Origin of the sequence: Danxiaibacter flavus, from assembly GCF_041060425.1 — a bacterium.
GTDB classification, from domain to species: domain Bacteria; phylum Bacteroidota; class Bacteroidia; order Chitinophagales; family Chitinophagaceae; genus Danxiaibacter; species Danxiaibacter flavus.
In genome coordinates this window covers 1,236,699-1,256,293 of record NZ_JAULBC010000001.1, presented here as the reverse complement: position 1 = coordinate 1,256,293, position 19,595 = coordinate 1,236,699, and the positions used below count along the sequence as shown (strand labels likewise).

The 19,595-nt window shown below is 41.1% G+C and carries 17 protein-coding genes; 10 read left to right on the top strand and 7 right to left on the bottom strand.

Annotation, left to right across the window (positions count from 1 at the left end):
• Positions 1 to 47: 47 nt before the first annotated feature.
• The 4 genes from QTN47_RS04770 to QTN47_RS04755 all read left to right on the top strand — a co-directional run bounded on the left by QTN47_RS04770 (position 48) and on the right by QTN47_RS04755 (position 3,581).
• The gene (locus tag QTN47_RS04770) at positions 48 to 596 is read left to right on the top strand and encodes a hypothetical protein (protein ID WP_369328183.1); all 549 of its coding nucleotides are present in this window, start codon (positions 48 to 50) and stop codon (positions 594 to 596) included.
• Between the two features lie 131 nt (positions 597 to 727).
• Positions 728 to 1,543, top strand: coding sequence for a hypothetical protein (locus tag QTN47_RS04765; RefSeq protein ID WP_369328182.1), 816 nt, complete (start codon positions 728 to 730; stop codon positions 1,541 to 1,543).
• Positions 1,544 to 1,625: 82 nt separating this feature from the next.
• The gene (locus QTN47_RS04760; protein ID WP_369328181.1) at positions 1,626 to 2,393 is read left to right on the top strand and encodes a porin family protein; all 768 of its coding nucleotides are present in this window, start codon (positions 1,626 to 1,628) and stop codon (positions 2,391 to 2,393) included.
• Between the two features lie 6 nt (positions 2,394 to 2,399).
• Complete coding sequence (locus tag QTN47_RS04755; protein ID WP_369328180.1) at positions 2,400 to 3,581, top strand: BamA/TamA family outer membrane protein; 1,182 nt, start codon at positions 2,400 to 2,402, stop codon at positions 3,579 to 3,581.
• Positions 3,582 to 3,814: 233 nt separating this feature from the next.
• Here QTN47_RS04755 and QTN47_RS04750 read toward each other — a convergent pair whose 3' ends face one another.
• The 4 genes from QTN47_RS04750 to QTN47_RS04735 all read right to left on the bottom strand — a co-directional run bounded on the left by QTN47_RS04750 (position 3,815) and on the right by QTN47_RS04735 (position 7,783).
• Positions 3,815 to 4,600, bottom strand: coding sequence for a CHAD domain-containing protein (locus QTN47_RS04750; RefSeq protein ID WP_369328179.1), 786 nt, complete (start codon positions 4,598 to 4,600; stop codon positions 3,815 to 3,817).
• A 5-nt stretch (positions 4,601 to 4,605) separates the two neighbouring features.
• Positions 4,606 to 5,496 (bottom strand): SDR family oxidoreductase, encoded by an 891-nt coding sequence (locus tag QTN47_RS04745; protein ID WP_369328178.1) that lies wholly within the window; start codon positions 5,494 to 5,496, stop codon positions 4,606 to 4,608.
• Between the two features lie 92 nt (positions 5,497 to 5,588).
• On the bottom strand, positions 5,589 to 6,158 hold the full coding sequence (locus QTN47_RS04740) for an IS1096 element passenger TnpR family protein (protein WP_369328177.1): 570 nt from the start codon (positions 6,156 to 6,158) through the stop codon (positions 5,589 to 5,591).
• 206 nt (positions 6,159 to 6,364) lie between these two features.
• Positions 6,365 to 7,783: a CCA tRNA nucleotidyltransferase gene (locus QTN47_RS04735; protein WP_369328176.1), complete on the bottom strand. Its 1,419-nt coding sequence runs from the start codon at positions 7,781 to 7,783 to the stop codon at positions 6,365 to 6,367.
• Positions 7,784 to 8,228: 445 nt separating this feature from the next.
• Here QTN47_RS04735 and QTN47_RS04730 point away from each other — a divergent pair, with 445 nt between their 5' ends.
• From QTN47_RS04730 to QTN47_RS04715, 4 genes are all read left to right on the top strand, one after another.
• Entirely contained in the window at positions 8,229 to 10,346 is a 2,118-nt protein-coding gene (locus QTN47_RS04730; protein ID WP_369328175.1) for a prolyl oligopeptidase family serine peptidase, read from the top strand.
• A gap of 238 nt (positions 10,347 to 10,584) precedes the next feature.
• The gene (locus tag QTN47_RS04725) at positions 10,585 to 11,814 is read left to right on the top strand and encodes a thioredoxin fold domain-containing protein (protein ID WP_369328174.1); all 1,230 of its coding nucleotides are present in this window, start codon (positions 10,585 to 10,587) and stop codon (positions 11,812 to 11,814) included.
• 387 nt (positions 11,815 to 12,201) lie between these two features.
• Positions 12,202 to 13,044, top strand: coding sequence for a rhomboid family intramembrane serine protease (locus QTN47_RS04720; RefSeq protein ID WP_369328173.1), 843 nt, complete (start codon positions 12,202 to 12,204; stop codon positions 13,042 to 13,044).
• A gap of 48 nt (positions 13,045 to 13,092) precedes the next feature.
• Positions 13,093 to 13,506, top strand: a complete 414-nt coding sequence (locus QTN47_RS04715) for a hypothetical protein (protein ID WP_369328172.1) — start codon at positions 13,093 to 13,095, stop codon at positions 13,504 to 13,506.
• 47 nt (positions 13,507 to 13,553) lie between these two features.
• On the opposite strand, the gene QTN47_RS04710 is transcribed toward QTN47_RS04715, so the two are convergent.
• The 3 genes from QTN47_RS04710 to QTN47_RS04700 all read right to left on the bottom strand — a co-directional run bounded on the left by QTN47_RS04710 (position 13,554) and on the right by QTN47_RS04700 (position 17,184).
• On the bottom strand, positions 13,554 to 15,932 hold the full coding sequence (locus QTN47_RS04710) for an ABC transporter permease (RefSeq protein ID WP_369328171.1): 2,379 nt from the start codon (positions 15,930 to 15,932) through the stop codon (positions 13,554 to 13,556).
• Positions 15,933 to 16,275: 343 nt separating this feature from the next.
• Entirely contained in the window at positions 16,276 to 16,491 is a 216-nt protein-coding gene (locus QTN47_RS04705) for a hypothetical protein (RefSeq protein WP_369328170.1), read from the bottom strand.
• A 123-nt stretch (positions 16,492 to 16,614) separates the two neighbouring features.
• Entirely contained in the window at positions 16,615 to 17,184 is a 570-nt protein-coding gene (locus QTN47_RS04700; RefSeq protein ID WP_369328169.1) for an L-threonylcarbamoyladenylate synthase, read from the bottom strand.
• A gap of 337 nt (positions 17,185 to 17,521) precedes the next feature.
• Between QTN47_RS04700 and QTN47_RS04695 the strand changes: the two genes are divergently transcribed.
• Both QTN47_RS04695 and QTN47_RS04690 read left to right on the top strand, forming a co-directional pair.
• Positions 17,522 to 18,334, top strand: a complete 813-nt coding sequence (locus tag QTN47_RS04695) for a 2,3,4,5-tetrahydropyridine-2,6-dicarboxylate N-succinyltransferase (protein WP_439100175.1) — start codon at positions 17,522 to 17,524, stop codon at positions 18,332 to 18,334.
• A 457-nt stretch (positions 18,335 to 18,791) separates the two neighbouring features.
• A complete protein-coding gene (locus QTN47_RS04690) occupies positions 18,792 to 19,568 on the top strand; it encodes a LiaF transmembrane domain-containing protein (protein ID WP_369328168.1) in 777 nt (258 codons plus the stop codon).
• Positions 19,569 to 19,595: the final 27 nt, after the last annotated feature.

Genomic DNA, 19,595 nt, shown 5'->3' with positions numbered 1-19,595 from the left:
AAAACAAAATTACTCACACCATTCAATCACTTCATAAAAAAAACACAATGAAAAAGTTGCTATTACTTTCCGCCACTATGATCAGTTCTGCAATAGCCTTTGCTCAAAACGACATAGTTATTACGGGAACAAAAAAAGTAACCGAAGAACTTGCCCCTAAAGCTGTAGTAGACTCACTACATAAACGCTTTCCGGATGCCAAAGCAGTAGAATATTTTCAAGTTGACTCAAATGTTGTTAAAAGAGGCTGGACCGTTACAGAAGAAGACAACCTGGATCCAGGTTCCAGCATAGACAGATACACCATAAGCTTCAAGAGAGACAACATGAAGTATTACGGACTCTATAAGGCAGATGGCACTTTAATTATGTCAAAAATGCAGGAAACAGATGCTGCACTACCAGACGCAGTTAAAGCCACATTGAAAAAAATGGCAGGAGAAGACTATAAAGGCTGGAAACTTCAGTCAAAAACATACTTCCACCAGGTTAACTACGACAAATCAAAATCTTATTACGAAATAGTTGCTACCAAAGGCGACGAAAAGAAGAAAGTTTACCTGACACCAGACGGAACTGTTACTAAGGTTAAGTAGTGCCAAACAAGAGTGGGCTGGTTAGAGCAATACAACGCAACTCCCCTTTAGCCGGCCCTTTTTTTATTCCCTGCATTTCCAATTGCGGCGAACAGAGCAAGACGATCTGTTATACGAGCCAAAGAACCGATATGAAGAAACACACCTTGTTAGCCTTTATGCTCGCAATAGCATTATTGAAAGTTGAAGGGCAACAGAAACAACCGGCAGCCCAGGCACAAAGTGCGCAAGAACTGGCAAACAAACTGGCCAATCCTGTGGCAAGCCTGATTAGCGTTCCGCTACAAAACAACACGGACTATGGTATTGGCGAGTTCAACGGATCAAAAAACACATTAAACGTACAACCTGTTATACCTATTCAGCTAAATAAAAGGCTTAACCTGATTACCCGGTATATTGTACCGGTAATTGATCAACGGGATGTAACCGGAGATAAAACCCACCAGTTCGGCTTAAGCGATGCAACGCTTAGTGCATTCTTTGCTCCATCGACTACCAAAAACGGATTGATATGGGGCGTGGGACCGGCATTTCTTGTACCCATAGGAACCAATGATTTCTTGACAACAAAAAAATGGGGTATTGGCCCTACTGCACTTGTGTTAAAACAAGCGAAGGGATTAACATTTGGTGTTTTGATGAACCAGATATGGTCATTCGCAGGTGACAAAGACAGAACTGATGTGAACCAGATGTTTATTCAGCCATTCTTTACGCACAACTGGAAAAGTGGTGCCGGGCTTGGTTTGAACGCTGAAATAACCTCTAACTGGCAGGCAGGCAATGCCACAGCATTCATCAACCCTATAGTTTCAGGGGTTACTAAACTGGGAACACAAACGATACAGCTGGCAGTGGGACCCAGAATACCTGTGGCAGGCCCTCCCGAAAGCAAAGCAAAATTTGGCTTCAGAGCTGTTTTGACTTTTGTTTTCCCTGAATAACGTTAGTTATGATGCATGTTGTACAACGATTAGAACTAGCATCCAGTTAGAAAATAAACTCTACTTACATAAATCATGATCCGTGCATAAAAAGATCATTCATACAAATAAAATCAGATCCATAATTACCGGCCTGCTTTGTATGCTTTTTTGTTGCAATGCACAAACAGCTTCCTCGCAGGTATTAATAGCACTTGTATTCGGCAATAAGCTGAATACGGGCAAGCTGGAGTTTGGATTAATGACCGGGCCTACTCTAACACAGATCAGCAATATCAACAGCAAGCTAAAGCCGGGATTAAATCTTGGCCTGTACTTCAACGTAAATATAAGCGACAGGCTGGTGCTGCATCCCGAAGCGATACCTAAATCAGCGATGGGTGCAAAAGGCATTGACTTCTACAGCACAGGCAATATTGGTCTTGATACCTTAATGAATGGAGCATCAATAAAAAGAAGCATCAAAGCGATCAGTGTACCTCTGCTTGTAAGATACCGGATTGCCGGATTATTGTATGTTGAAGCCGGACCACAAATAGATCTTATCACTAATGTGAAAGATATTTTCAAAAAAGAAGCTGATGACAACGAACTGACTTATACCAATCAAATAAAAGATGAATACACACGGTTTGAAGTGGGCGTGGCCGGAGGACTGGTATATAAGCTGAAGAAAAATACAAGCCTTGCTTTTGGCTTAAGGTACTTTACCGGGTTGACTGACATATCCAAATTACAGGCGGGCAACCAACTTTCATCCGGCTGGTTGTTCAACGTATTTATTCCGATAGGAGCTGGTAAGGCCGAAAAAATGAAAGCTGAACATGCAGCAGCTTCACCTGTAAACTGAGCTGCAATGATTATTATGATGAACAGAAAAAGGCATATAAAAAAATTACTGCTACTGTGTGCGCTATTCTTTGCAGCTGCCTGCTTTGCGCAGGAAAATAAAAAGCCACATATCTCATTGCGTGACTCAACGGATGGAGCCTTTGACCTGAGTGATTACATTATTGATGCAAATGGTTTTGTTCCGGTTCCATATATTATTACTGAGCCGGCGCTGGGCGGCTTTGGCGGAGCACTTATTCCTGTGTTTATAAAAAAGAGGCCGCCATACATAGACTCAATAAAGGGAGAACAGAAAATCACCCCAATAGCTCCGGATATTACTGGCGGCGCGGGCATGTATACTGTTAATGGAAGCTGGTTTACCGGACTTTTCCGCTCGGGGACTTTTGTAAAAAGCAGGATAAAATATATTGCCGGCGGAGGCCTGGGAAGCATTAACATGAACTATTACCGGACGATCCCTGACAAAGGTGAGAAGGAGTTTGAGTTCAACATAAATGCCTACACCGCTACCCTGCAGGCGATTAGAAGAATTGGTTATTCGCATTGGTATGCCGGTCTCAAATATTTCTTTGTAAGTACCGATGTTAAGTACAAAGGCGGCGGTGACACTCCTGTTTTTGTAAAGCCGATCGAATATAACAGCATTGTGAGCCAGCTGGGAGCGATTGTTGAGTTGGATAACCGGGACAATGTTTTTACGCCCGACAGAGGAATGAAACTGCACATTGATGGTATAAGATCTGACAATTTTTTTGGCAGTGATTATAACTATTGGCGGATGAACTATTACACTTACATGTACAGACCTTTAACGAAGAAACTCATTGGCGGTTTACGCATAGATGGCCAGCAAACCTTTGGTGATGTGCCTTTCTATCTGCTTCCCTACATCGATATGCGTGGCGTTGCAGCAAACCGATACCAGGGCAAAGCGGATATTTTATCTGAACTTGAATTTCGCTGGGATTTTTACCGGCGATGGAGCATCATGCTATATTCCGGTGCGGGTAAAGCATTTGATGAGTGGAGTGATTTTGGAAGCGCCAAATGGGTTCTCTCCTATGGCACCGGTTTTCGCTATCTTATAGCCCGCAAATTCAATTTACGCATGGGCATTGATCTGGCTAAAGGACCGGATACCTGGGCGTATTATATTGTGTTTGGAAGTAATTGGCTCAAGTAGTGAATGGAGAATGGTGAATGGTGAATAGTGAATAGTGAAAGGTGAATAGTGAATAGTGAATAGTGAATAGTGAAAGGTGAAGCAGGTTAATTATTCATAAGCCGGTTTTCAGGTAAGCTATCAGCTATGAGCTATTAGCAGTTTTGCTTTCCTACGATCTTACTATCTTGTGATCTTACTATCTTACGGTCTTACTATCTTACGGTCTTACTGTCTTACTATCTTACGGTCTTCTAATCCGCAACCACCTGTCTCGACAACAAATCTTCTATAATTTTTTCTTTTTGTTTTAGTGAGGTAGTTAGCTTGTCCCACACAAGATTAAAATCTTTCTGCACTTCAAGATCCTGGGAGAGATAGATCTGTTTTTGGGAGAAATTGTCTTTCACTATTTCCAGGTCATGCCACTGTCCGATAGCTTCCTGCAGTTTGTTGTAATAAGGAAAAACTGAATCCTCAAAATCTTCTTCGTGCTGCACCCAGTTATAGGCATAGATCCGCAGTTTAATCAATTTCCGCAATTCATGCCAGTCGGTTTTTAATAAGTTCTTCCTGCACATGCTTTCAACACGTGCATTCAGATCAATAAAATATTGTTCAGCCAGAATTTCATTTGTTGTGTTCACAAACTCGTCGAGTGAGTCGACCACCTCTTTCAGATCTTTCTTGTAATCATCTGACCGCAGCATGAACGCCTCGGTCATGTGTTTAAGCCTTTCTGGCGGAAAATATTCTTTCTCTATAATGTATGCGTTATTCTTTTGTAACCATTGTGCCATTAACTGCGCTTCTCTTATCTCTCCTCCCACCTGGAAAATGGAACGCAATAAATGGGAGGGTCTTTTCAGTTTTTGTTTGGGGTAAATTTGCTGAAGAAACCTGATAATTGACCTCAGCTTTTTCATTTCCACCCTGAGATCGTGCAATGAAACATCATCCCCGTTCAATTCAAAATCATGAAAATGATTGAACAGGTTCTTTACACGCTGCGCAAAATATTTCTGCAGTGGAGTGTGCATTGTTTTTATATATTGAAGGTATAACGGATACCATCTTCAAAACTTACCGGCACATAATCCAGCTCTTTCATAGCCTTATCAATTTTCAGTCCCGAACGTTTTGCCCTGATCACAGGTTCATCAAAACATTCAGACGTTACATTTTGTATCAATGTTGCATCAAGTCCAAGTATGCCCGCTGTTTTTACCGCCATTTCGTATGGAGATAAAAAATCTTTACCAGCGAGATGATACACACCCTCTTTTTTTCTATTAATAATTTCGGCGATTCCTTTACAAATATCAACTACATAAGTGGGTGTCCGTAGTTGATCACTTACAACCTTAATTTGTTTATTCTGTTCCAGGCTGTTTTTCACCCAATGCAAAAAAGAAGGTCTGAGTCCGTTCCATGTTGGTCCGTAAATAAAAACAGGTCTCACAATCGCGTGTGGAAGGTTACTTCCCTCTACCAGTTGTTCGGCTGTATATTTACTTTCACCATAAAAGTTTAGTGGTCCTTTTTCTTCATCTTCGCTGTGCGGGCCATTCTCACCAAATACAAAATCCGTTGAAATATAAATAAACAAAGATGGCTGTTGTGTTGCATTAAAGGCATTCAGTAAATCCCTGGTGGCATCTACATTCAATTGCAGGCAGGCTTGCGGGTTATTTTTACATTCATCCGGTTTACTCATTGCTGCAGCATGAATAATTACGCCGGGCTGAACTTCGTTGACAATTGCAGCCAGCTCGTTGCTGTTACGCAAATCAACGTCGAAGTAAGTGAAACTGCCTCCATCAGGAATACGGCATTCTCCACGGCTCACTACATATACTTCAAAATTCTGAGCGGAAAGGAAGCGTGTTAAATGCTGCCCTAAAAATCCATTTCCGCCCGTTATCAGAACTTTCATTCCCTGATTCTTATTTTTTGATGATCAAATTACCATCTCAATATAAGAATGCTGAAGAAACAAAAAAAGCTTAATACATTATTTACAGTTTCTTAATATTCATCACCTCCGTTCTCTCCACCGCCATCATCAACCATATCGTCACTGCCATTGTCATCATCGCCTTCTTCACCAAAACCCTCAGCTCCTTTATCAAGGTCATATTTTTCTTCGATATCGGCAAATTTATTACCCAGTAAACTTCTTGTTCCGTATTGCTGCGGACCAATACCTTCGGCCCGGCTCAATGAAGGATAAGTTACCTTGCTGCTTTCTTCTTTGCTTACATTAATCAGTTCTACCAGGAAAGTCCAGTTTTTTGCAAAATCATACACATAAATAAATTTCTGGCTGGTATCACGGATTTCGCTGCCAATGGTTGTGGATTCCATTATCAACGGCTCTGCCTGGTAAGGTTTATCATATTTCTGCAGACTAATCTCACGTCCACGCTGCCAGTTAACATTGCTTCTGTAAAAAGTAGCCTGATGCTTGTTATCAAATTCATATGCCTTTAAGATAACGTTATGCAAATCAAAAAAAGTCTGAGTATGCTTTATAACAACGTCGCGATATACGGCATCATCTTCCTCGAAAAACACTCTGAATTTTAAAATAGCCATTCTTAAACTGTTGGTTGTTGTTTGTTAAAAGTTACAGCAATTCACAAAAGTGATAACAATATCAAAGCAAAGTAATTTAACTTAAATAAAAAAACAATATAACTTTTGAATCTCCCGGCGAATTGATTATGCGTAAAACAATAGTACTGAAGCCCGTAAACCGGTTAGTGCTAATTCAACGGGAGGCTGCTCTACGAAAATACATTTTATTCAACGGGTTTCAAATTTAGGGCCTCCCCTTTTTGAAGCATGAACGCAAAGGCTGCATCGTATTCATTTGGAATTTCACCGTCTAGTATCGCTTCGCGAATTGCATCCTTAATAACGCCCACATTTTTACCTGGAGTCAACCCAAATGTCTGCATAATCATTTCGCCCGTTATAGGAGGTTGCCAGTTTCTTATCCGGTCGCTCTCTTCAACTGCGGCAAGCCGTTCACGTACAAGCGTAAAATTTTGCAGATAGCGTTTTACCTTAAATTTATTTTTGCTGGTTATATCCGCTTCACACAACGACATTAGGGGCTCCAAATCATCTGCGGCATCAAACAATAACCGGCGTATCGCACTATCCGTAATATTCTCCTTTGTAAGGCTAATTGGGCGCAGGTGCAGCTCTACCAGTTTTTGTACAAAACGCATTTTATCATACAGCGGCAGCTTAAGTTTTGCAAAAATTTTAGGCACCATGCGTGCACCAACTACCTCGTGGCCATGAAAAGTCCAGCCATGCCCCTGCTCAAATTTCTTTGTAGGGGGTTTGCCAATATCATGCAACAATGCGGCCCAGCGTAGCCAGAGATCATCGGACTTTGCAGCGACATTGTCTAGCACCTGTAATGTATGATAAAAATTATCCTTATGTCCCATGCCATCTACATATTCCGCGCCATGCAGGGCCATCATTTGCGGGAAAATAATTTGCAACAATCCGCTTTTTGAAAGCAGATCCCATCCTATTGACGGCTTCGGACTCAACATGATCTTATTGATCTCATCCGTGATCCTTTCCTGTGACACTATTTTAATCCTGCTTGCATTTTCCTGGATGGCAACAAATGTTTCCTCCTCAATAGTAAAACCCAGCTGGGTAGCAAACCGGATGGCACGCATCATGCGCAGCGGATCATCGCTGAAGGTTTGGGCTGGCGGCAAGGGTGTTTGTATCTTTTGTTCCCGGATATGCTGAATACCATTAAACGGATCAATTAATGTTCCGTAATCTTCCTTATTCAGGCTGATAGCAAGCGCATTGATGGTAAAATCACGCCTGTTCTGGTCATCTTCCAACGTACCTGGTTCAACGTCGGGTTTACGGCTATGATAGCGATAACTCTCTTTTCTGGCACCAACAAATTCCACTTCAAAGTCAGGAAGTTTGATCTGTGCAGTGCCAAAATTTTTAAAAAATGCCACATTCGGAATCGGGCTAAAGCGTTGCGCGACAGCGTTGGCGAGCTCTATGCCATCACCAAGACAAACTATATCCGCATCTTTAGTGGCCCGCCCGATAATCTTATCGCGAACAAATCCACCAATAAGATAGCTCTGCACGTGAATAGCTTCGGAAGCATTGGCTATCTTCTTAAAAATAAATAATTCCCTTTCTGTGCAATCAATCTGCATGCGGGCAAAGATAAGATAGTAAGACCGTAAGATGGTAAGACGTGTAAGACGTGTAAGACGCGTTAGACATGTAAGACGGTAACATTTCAAGAGATTTGAGGATCGCTGATTTGAAGATCGCTGATCCAGGGCACCGGATGCCAGTTGGGGTTCATTAAAAAATCCGACACCGACAAATCAATCAAAACCGAAATCACTCCGGTTTGAATGTTACACGTGCATAAATCAAACATCAGCAAATCAATAATCAAGAATTACCCGACTAATTTTGGTGTTGCACCTGAACAAATCAGCGATCTTCAAATCAAACATCAGCAAATCAATAATCAAGAATTACCCGACTATTTTTGGTGCTACACCTGAACAAATCAGCGATCTTCAAATCAGACATCAGCGATTTTTCCTATTTTGCTGAACTCATTACGAAATAAAATCCTTAACCGGCATGAGATATATTACTTACAGTTTAACCGCTTTAATGGTTTGTATGAACACAATGGCTCAACAACCGGCCGCTTTTAAAGGTGCTTACCCGGCCACAAAAACAGTACAGCAGACTGATAATTTTTTTGGATCGGAAGTGAGCGACCCTTATCGCTGGCTTGAAAATGATACAGCATCGGACACTAAAGACTGGGTTCAGCAACAAAATGTTGTTACCAACGCTTACCTCTCGCAAATACCTTTCAGAGAGGCTATTAAAAAGCGGCTGACAACTTTATGGAACTACGAAAAATATTCGTCACCATCAAAAGAAGGAAATTACACCTACTTCAGTAAAAATGACGGATTGCAGAACCAATCTGTTTTGTACCGTCAGAAAAACGGGACCACAGAAGTTTTTCTTGATCCGAACAGGTTTTCAGCAGATGGCACGACATCCCTTGCGGGGCTGGATTTTACGCATGATGGCTCGCTCCTCGCCTACCAGATCTCTGAAGGTGGTTCGGACTGGCGCAAGGTTATTATTTTGACTGCAGAAACAAAAAAGCAACTGGATGATACATTGATCGATGTAAAATTCAGTGGCCTTTCCTGGTATAAGAATGAAGGCTTTTTTTACAGCAGTTACGACAAGCCGAAGGGCAGCCAGCTTTCTGCCAAAACGGAACGTCACAAATTGTATTTTCATAAACTTGGCACTGCACAGTCTGAAGACCAACTAATTTTTGGCGGCGAAACTGCACCACGCAGATATATCGGCGGCTATGTTACCGAGGACCAGCATTTTCTTGTAATCACCGCCTCTAATGCCACATACGGAAATGAACTATACATCAAAGATCTTTCAAAAAGGGATGCACCTATAGTGCCTGTTGTTACGGGTTTTGACAACGAACAGCATGTTGCCTACGCGCAGAATGGCGAGCTGTTTATTGTAACTAACCTGAACGCTCCTAACAGAAAACTGGTTATTACAGACGCAGCAACACCAACATCTGATCACTGGAAGGATCTGATTCCGGAAACGAAATTTCCACTGAGCATTTCTACCTGTGGTAAAAAACTGTTTGCCCAATATTTGAAAGACGCTGTTTCAGAAATTGTGCAATATGATCTCTCCGGAAAAAAGGAACATACAATTGCATTGCCAGGACTTGGTTCTGCAGGCGGCTTTAGCGGTAAAGAAACGGAAAAGGAAGTATACTACAGCTTTACCTCCTACATATATCCGTATACGTTATTTAAGTACGATATAGCTACCGGAAAAAGTGAACTCTATAAAAAGCCGGCGGTTCAGTTTAATCCTGACAACTTTGAAAGCAAACAGGTATTTTATACTTCAAAGGACGGCACGAAAATTCCCATGATCATTACGCACAAAAAAGGCATTCAGCTAAACGGCCACAATCCTTTAATGCTGTACGGTTATGGCGGATTTAATATTAGCCTTACACCCGGCTTTAGCGTAAGCAACCTGGTGTTTATGGAGAATGGCGGCATCTATGCAGTTCCGAACTTACGCGGTGGCGGCGAGTATGGAGATGACTGGCACAAAGCCGGAACCAAATTGCAAAAACAAAATGTATTTGATGATTTTATTGCTGCGGCAGAATACCTGATAAAAGAAAAATATACCAGCAAAGATTACCTGGCAATATCAGGCGGTTCTAATGGAGGGCTCCTTGTCGGCGCATGTATGACGCAACGTCCGGACCTCTATAAAGTGTGTTTCCCGGCTGTTGGCGTAATGGATATGCTCCGTTATCACAAATTCACCGCCGGCGCCGGCTGGTCTTATGATTACGGCACCGCAGATGATAACAAGGAAATGTTTGAGTACCTGCATAAATACTCTCCCGTTCATGCCATTAATAAAGGCACTTGTTATCCGGCAACAATGGTTACCACTGCCGATCATGATGACCGTGTTGTTCCGGCGCATTCATTCAAGTTTGCAGCAACATTACAGGCTGCACAAAGCTGCAACAATCCTGTCATTATAAGAATTGAATCAAAGGCCGGTCATGGAGCAGGAAAACCAACATCTAAGATCATTGAGGAACAGGCTGACAAATGGGCTTTCATGTTGTATAACATGGGAGTTAGTTATAGTAATTGAAAGTGGAGAATTCCTGCCCGGCTAACGTCAGTCAGGCGGGGAAAATTGAAAATGTAAAAAGCGAGATGGCAACAATTTCCATCTCGCTTTTTATTTCAGGCACGCTTATATATCCATTACATTAACTTTTTATTTCATAACTAATTTTGACAGATCATCTTTTTCAGAATACTTTTAACTAGGTACGCAATTTTCACCTACTTGATATTAATCACCCATTTAACTAAATCCCTTTATTATGAAACAGCTTTTTATTTTTCTTCTTTCATTGCCTTTCGTATGTCTGGCCCAGGAGAAAGGCATTCATTTTGAACACGGTAATAGCTGGAAGCAGATACTGGCTAAAGCAAAAGCAGAAAATAAGTACATCTTCATGGACTGTTTTACCACGTGGTGTGGCCCGTGTAGATATATGACCAACACCGTCTTCCCGCAGGAAAAAGTCGGCGACTATTTTAACGCCAATTTTATTAATGTAAAAGTGCAGCTTGACACTACCGCCAGCGACAATGAAGAAATTAAAAAATGGTATGCAGATGGACATGATATAATGACTAAATATAAAATTCAGGCATTTCCCACGTTCTTATTTTTTGCCCCAAACGGCACATTAGTACATAGAATGGTTGGCGGTGGGGAAGCAGATCAATTCATTCAGCGAGCGTCAAATGCACTGGATCCTTCCAAACAATATTACACTTTGTTAAAAAACTTTGAGAATGGCGCCAAGAATCCGGAATCCATTAAGTCGGTTGCGTATGCAGCTATGGAAGCATTTGACAGAGATAAGGCTAGAATGCTTGCAAACGCTTACCTGAAAACACAACAAGACTTATACACCAAAGATAATATACAGTTTCTTCGGGATTTTACTAATTCTATTAAAGATACTGGTTTCACCATCTTCTTGTACCACCCGGAAAAAGTAAATAATATACTTGGCAAAGGCAGGGCAGAGTCCGTTGTTAATCGCGTTATCTTCAGGGAGGAGGCTACACCGTTGCTCTTTAACAAGACAGTGCAAGATTCCGCCTGGACAAAACTAAATGAGCTAATCAGTCAAAGATATCAGGATAAAGCACCCGAAATATTAGCATATATCAGGGTCACATTTTATAGGATTAAGGGAGATTGGGCAAATTATCAAACAAGTATCACCGAATATGTAAGCAAATACGGCGACAAAATAACGATTGAAGATCTCAACGAATATGCGTGGAGCGTTTTTCAAAATTGTAAAGATGAAGCTTGCTTACGTCAGGCGCTTGAGTGGAGCAAACAGACTTTTAAAGACAAAGATGTTGCTATGTATATTGATACTTACGCCAACCTGTTATATAAATTAGGTAGAAAAGATGAAGCCATAGAATGGCAGAAAAAAGCTGTGGCCGCAGCAGGTCCTGATCAAAAACAGTACAGTGAGACATTAAAGAAAATGGAAGGAGATGTAAAAACCTGGAATGACTAAAATGAATGTCACCTAATCCGAGCTACTGAAGTATTAAAAAAGGACAGTTATCAAAAGGCAGGAAAGTCGCGAAACTTTTTCTGCCTTTTGACATTTTGCACCCGGCCGTTGATATATGATAACGAAATGAGCGAAACATACCAACAACACATTACACAATTTTTATTTGTAAGATCCCCCTCGCGTCCGATCAAAAATTGCTTTTAATTACGTAACCCGGCAAAGTCAAAGAAACCCATTTACAACCCACAAACATTCTGTTCAAAAAATCATAAAACTTTCTTGTCTTTCGCGCGAATATTGCCTTTTCATTTTTAAATTTAAAAACAATTTATAACCAGGAAATCGGGCTGTCTGAGCTATTAATTTTTTACAATTTGTTATCCAATGAGTGACATCGGCATTATAACGTTTCTTCTGATTGCGCTGACCTTTGTAATTTCTTACAGGGGATTTAAAGACCAGTCTTTTTATTACAAGTACACATTTGAAATCGATAAAATTCTTATTTACAAGGATTATAAGAGACTTATTACCTCAGGCTTCCTGCATATCAGCTGGATGCACCTGATCTTCAACATGCTTTCCCTGTACATTTTCAGTTACAACGTAGAAGCGTATCTCGGCAGCTTTAAATTTCTGGTCATTTATTTTTCAGGTTTAATAGGCGGTAATCTTTTGTCATTATTTATTCACAGGTATCACGATGATTATTCCGCAGTGGGAGCTTCGGGCGCCGTGTGTGCCGTTATATTTGCAAGCATCGCATTGTTCCCTTCAATGCAGATCGGTTTCTTTTTATTACCTATCAGTTTTCCGGCATGGGTTTACGGACTTGGGTATGTGTTATTTTCCATCTATGCCGTTCGCTCAAGAAAAGACAATGTTGGGCACGACGCTCATCTCGGAGGAGCAATCATTGGAATGGTCGTTGCAATACTAATGCATCCGTCATCCATCATGGAAAACTATCGTCCGATATTATTGATCATAACGCCGGCTGCAGTTTTTTTATACATAATTATAACACGGCCGCATTTGCTTTTTGTTGACAATAACTTCTTTAATCGTCATTACCGGAACGTTACCATCGATCAGAAATACAACATAGCTAAACATGAAACACAACAGGAAATTGACCGGATCCTTGACAAAATAAATACAAAGGGAATGGCCAGTCTGACAGCCAAAGAAAGAAAGGCACTGGAAAAGTTTGCAGAAAAGAAATGATGCGGCATCCGGAGTATCAAAGAATTTCCATGCTTCAAAAATATAGTTATGACTACAAGATCAAAACGCACTGCAGGAATTTTGTTGATTGTACTTCCTACAGTGATTTATGGAGGAGTAAGTCTTTTGAACTTTCTCATTAATGATCCACGTTATATGCAAAACCAGCTGAGGCAAAATTTATTCAGAGCAGGCCATGCACATGCCGGTGTACTGCTGATCCTCTCGCTGGTAGCACTCATATATGTTGATGAAACTGCACTTTCTGAAAACTGGAAAACGATCGTACGAAGCTGCATTCCGGCGTCTGCAATACTCCTTCCTGCGGCGTTCTTCTTTTCTGTTTTAAAACCTGATGCCACAGAACCAAACGGCTTTATATACCTGGCTTTTGCAGGAGCTGTTATACTGGCTTTCGGATTGCTTGTTTTAGGGATAGGGCTTGTTAGAAAAAATGTATAAAGAGAAGCTGATACTGCCATCAAACTTTAGCAGCATCAGCCAATTAACTATTCAGTCCTCAAGCTATTTACCGGATTGTTCAAGGCTGCTTTAATGCTCTGATAAGAGACGGTTAGCAGCGCAATGCAAACAGTAGCAAAACCTGCCACAGCAAACATCCACCATTCGATATTGATCTTATAAGCGAAATTCTGCAACCAGTTATTCATCACCAGCCATGCGACAGGAAATGCAATAATAAAAGCTATACCAACCAGCTTTAAAAAATCACCGGACAACATTCCTGCTATATTCGCAACAGATGCGCCTAACACTTTTCGCACACCAATTTCTTTTGTACGTTGCGCAGCTGTAAAAGTAGCCAGTCCAAACAAGCCTAAACACGAAATAAATATGGCAAGGAATGCAAAGAAGCCAGAAAGTTTACTTACCACTTGCTCGCTCTTATACAGCCTGGCATATTCGAGATCTGAGAATTGATATGCAAATGGAAACTTGGGATTTAACTCTTTGCATATTTTTTCTAATTGAGTCAGTACATCTTTCGTTTTTCCACCTTGCACACGAATCAGAATAGTGCCCCACGACCAATTTTCATCGAGACGCATGATCAGCGGATCAATTGCCTGATGCAGTGAGTTAAAATGAAAATCTTTTACAACGCCAATGATTGTCCCAGGATGGTTGCCCCATTTGATTGTCTGTCCCACAGGATCCTGGTAACCTATTCTTTTTGCTGCAGTTTCATTAATGATATAGGCAGTTGAATCGCTGCTGAATTCTTTTGAAAAATCTCTTCCCGCAGCCATTTCAAGTTTCATCGTCTTTACAAAATCATATCCTACAACACCGTCGGCAAAAGACACTTCAAGATTGGGATCTTTACCCTGCCAGTAAATGCTGCCTGTGTGATGTTCAATGATCGTTGGAGAATTACGCATCTTTGAAACATTTATAATACCGGGCACATTAGCAGCCTTATTTTTAAACACACTATAATTTTTCACAAGATCTCCTTCTATCGGAACATAGATCAAATTATCGCGATCGTACCCAAGGTTTCTGCTCTGTATGTAGTTCATCTGGCGATAGATGACAATCATCCCTACAATAAGTAATACTGAAAGCGAAAACTGAAATACGACAAGAACCTTCCGGAAAAATACTGCTCCCCATCCTGCTTTAATACCACTTTTAAATACTTGGACAGGATTCATTGATGACAGAAAGATAGCAGGATAGCTCCCTGCAGTAAGACCCGTTACGACTATAAGTCCGGCCAAAATGATCCAGAACATTGGATAATTAAATGGCAATGAAAGTTGTTTACCCGTTACACTATTAAAGGCAGGCAAAAGCAATACGACCAATAGTATCGCTATGAAAATAGAAACCAGGGTAAGCAGCACTGCTTCACCAATAAACTGACCTATCAACGAAGAACGGACTGCGCCTATTACTTTACGCAGCCCCACTTCTTTTGCACGTTTACCTGATTGCGCTGTTGCAAGGTTCATAAAATTAATGCACGCAATAAGCAACGTAAAAATTGCAACCAATGTAAACAGGTGTACATATTCGATCCGGCCGCCATTGATCTGACCATCACTAAAGTTTGAATGCAGATATTTATCAGGATATGATTGTAGTGCAAGTTCAGTGCGCGATGCAGGATCTTTCTGTCGATAATTATAAATAAAGTGTTTGATCTTCGCTTCTACTTTTTTGGGCTCAGCATCCTTACGGAGCTGGATATATGTAGACGGGCTTGTGTTGCCCCAGTTTTTTACCCAGGCATTGTCTCTAACGTAGGCTATCCAGCTTCTGACAAAATCAAACTGCATGGAAGAGTTAGCCGGGAGATCGTCAAATACTGCTGTAACCTCAAGATCTTCTTTGTTTTCATACCGGATTGTTTTGCCTATTGCATTAGCAGCATCACCAAAAAACATATCAGCCATTTTTCGTGAAATGGCAATGGCTGACGGAGAACTTAGCGCTGCATCTGCTTTACCTTTTAATAAGGGATAACTAAACATGCTGAAGAAATCACTGCCTGCAAAATAGCCGTCCATCTTATTTATTTTGTTACCGGCTTCGAATGTAGAGCTCGCACCCGGTGCTGCAGCCCGATCCATAGCACTTGCATATTGCAATTCAGGAACATTCTTTTTTAGTTCATCCGCAAGCAGACCTTGCGTAGAATAACCTGCATTAATTTTTCCATCATAATACTGACGTTCATAAATCTGGTAAAGATAGTCCCCGTTGCTGTGGAACCTGTCTACACTATACTCATCATTTACCCATAACATGATGAGTATGCTACACATTAAACCAAGTGCCAACCCGAAGATGTTTATAAAAGAAAATGCTTTATTTCGAATTAGACTTCTCCATGCAATTTTAAAGTAGTTACCGAACATAAAATGCTGTTTAGTTCGTTGTACACTACCAACTATAAGCCATTATGCACTTTATTGAAAATAGGTAGATTACATAGTAAAATTAAATTACTATGTCCGGTTTTGAAACACCTTATGTGCGCATGTGGACAAAGATTTCCGGAACCGCAAAGGGTTTGAAAGGCGCACTCAAAAAATTGATGCTACACCTAATGCCACAGTAAATACGATCAGAAAAAGAGAAGCAGTGATAACCGGCACCAGTATTACGCGTACTGATTTATGAGAGATACTGTTGTAATTAAAAAACGATAGTTCGGAGTGGATTTAATGTTTTAAACACCGGCAACAAGTGCTTACTGGTCTACTCAAACTCCAGCTCGTTTTCAAAAAACTCCCAGTCAAACAGCAGAGCAAAAGTGTTCAGCTTATTGTTTAAAACTGATTCACTTTTTTTACTGTTCCACTTGTAGGTCTCATAACCGCTGTCAGTCCCCTTTGGTTCTAATCCCATCTCTGCGATCAGGCTTAACACCGGATGCATTTTATTAACGGGAATATCGAGAATGATTTTCGGCATGTCTGTTTAAATTAAATATAATCTACAACCAGAATGCCAATAATGCAAGTTAAATATTGCTGAATTTGAGTGAGAAATTTTCACACATCTTCTAATACATTCAGTATAAACATTTTCAGAAAATTATCGAAGCTTTATTATGTTACCATTCTCCCATTTTATAATAGCAGATGGAAGTTTAGTTGAAACATCATCACGTCTATATTCAACAATATAGTCCACACGCTCTTTAATCACGTCGCTTATCTCTGGGAATGTTGCTGCCGCAGGCGCACCACTTATATTTGCAGAGGTACTTATAATGGGTTTTCTAAATCGTTTAATCATGTGTTTGCAAAATTCTTCATTGCATATACGCATGGCAACTGAGCCATCTGCAGCAAGCGCATTTTCAGCGATACCAAGTGCATGTTCATAAATAACAGTTGTTGGGTGATTAACGCTTTGTAAATAATCAAACACAGCCAAATCTACACTTGCAGCGTGTTGCATTACCTGTCTTTCGCTTGCCACTAAAACAACGAAACTTTTATTTGCCGGTCTTTCCTTAATAGCCATTATTTTATCAACAGCCGCCTCATTTGTTGCATCGCAGCCAAGTCCCCAGACTGTATCAGTAGGATATAATATCACTCCGCCTGCAGACAACACTTCGATACATTTTTCTACATCCATCATAAAATCCAAACTCATGATTAGCGATTTAGGGAACAATATTACGGAATGAAAGGCTATTAGCGGTGAGCTTTGAGCTATGAGCTATCAGCTATGAACCACGGGGTATCAGGTATCAGGCGTCAGGTATCAGGTGGGAATTTGAGATTTGAAATTTAGGATTTTAGTCTTCTTAACATATCTGAACAATTTGAAGGCAAAGTTCACATTTTCAATTCCATTCGCATATTTGCACATTCACCCATTCGCACATTCATTTTCAATTTTCAACTTTCAATTTTCAATTCCTCCCCATTCGCACATTTACCCATCCCCACATCCTCATAATCCTTATTTTCGCAAAAAATTTTGCATAATGGAATTGAAACAACTAATACAGGAAGCCTGGCAAAACAGGGAGCTGGTGAAGGAAAATGACTATACCGAGGCTGTTAAAACCGTTATAGAGGAATTGGATAAGGGTAGATTGAGAACTGCAGAACCTACTGAAAACGGCTGGGTGGCAAACGAATGGGTTAAACAGGCGATACTGATGTACTTTGGTATTCAGCAGATGAGGACCTGGGACCTACCTCCATTTGAGTTCTATGACAAAATGAAATTAAAACATAATTACAAAGACCTTGGTGTACGTGCCGTACCGCACGCAGTAGCGCGTTATGGCGCATTTTTGGGCCGCAATGTTGTTCTTATGCCAAGCTATGTAAACATCGGCGCTTACGTGGACGAAGGAACAATGGTTGATACATGGGCAACAGTAGGAAGCTGCGCGCAGATAGGTAAAAACGTTCACCTGAGCGGCGGCGTAGGCATTGGAGGCGTTTTAGAGCCATTACAGGCAACCCCGGTAATTATTGAAGATGGATGTTTCATCGGAAGCCGTTGCATAGTTGTTGAAGGTGTTGTTGTTGAAAAAGAAGCTGTATTGGGCGCCAACGTGGTATTAACAAAATCAACAAAGATCATAGATGTAACCGGCAGCGAACCCGTTGAATACAAAGGACATGTTCCGGCAAGAAGCGTAGTTATCCCCGGTACTTACAACAAAGATTTTGCTGCTGGTTCCTTCGGCGTTAGCTGCGCCCTGATCATTGGTCAGCGCAAGCCCAGCACCGATCTTAAAACCAGCCTCAACGACGCGTTGAGAGACTTTAATGTAAGCGTGTAGTAGCTGTCAGCTATTAGCTGTGAGCTATCAGCTTTTTCCATATTTGAGAGCCGTTTACTTTTGGTAGGCGGCTTTTTTTTGAGGTATCAGAATAGCTGTCAGCTATCAGCAGTCAGCTATCAGCTTTTCCATATTCCAGAGCCGTTTACTTTTTGTAGGCAGGTTTTTCTTTTCGGGTGTCAGGCGTAAGGTTTAAGGCTTGAGACACACGGCACACCTCTTACTGTCTTACTCTCTTACTATCTTACGGGTCTTTTCTTGTCTTACACGTCTTACACGTCTTACTCTCTTACGGTCTTACGGTCTTACACGTCTTCCTCTCTTACGGTCTTCTTCTTTCGCCTACCATTTTCCGCCATTTACCTACCATTTCAGCTTAACGCCCTATTAGCCGTTTGTCGGTGGCTATCAGCGTAATAGCTTTGTTCTATCAAACAAAAAAATAAAAATGACTTGTATGGAACCTAATAGACTAAGAGGGCGCAGAGGCGGTGGAGCATTAGTCGGCATATTTTTTCTCATTGGTGGCGCCTTATTACTGGCTTACAAGATGGGCGCTGGCATTCCGGGCTGGATTTTTGAATGGCCAATGATCCTGGTGGTTATCGGACTTATAACACTTATAAAACATCGTTTCAGAAATATAGGCGGATATATCCTGTTACTTATCGGCGGTTTATTTATTGCTGATAAATATGTGCAGGACATTAACCTTCACAACTACATTGCGCCGATCTGTATTATGGCAGTGGGTCTCGTGCTTATCTTCCGCCCGAAACATTTCCGTCACAGAGACGAATGGAAAGACCGTTTTAAACAACAATGGCGTGATGAATGGCGTGAAAAAATGGAGCAGCACCATCAAACGGCGGCAGATGTAATCAATTCCGGCGATGGTGAATACCTGGACGCAACAGCGGTCTTCGGATCAACAAAAAAAGTGATCCTTTCAAAAAACTTTAAAGGCGGCGATATCACCAGCTTTATGGGCGGATCTGAAATTGATCTTACAAAAGCAGATATCCAGGGAAGAGTGATCATAGACGTAACCAACATATTCGGCGGCACAAAACTGATCGTCCCTTCCAACTGGGATGTGAAAAGCGAAATGGCAGCTGTATTTGGCGGAATCGAGGACAAAAGACAGTTTATTAACACCGAGATTGACAGCAACAAGATCCTTATCATAAAAGGCACATGCGTCTTTGGAGGTATTGAAATCAATAGCTACTAATCGGTAACATACCAACCCAACATCCCT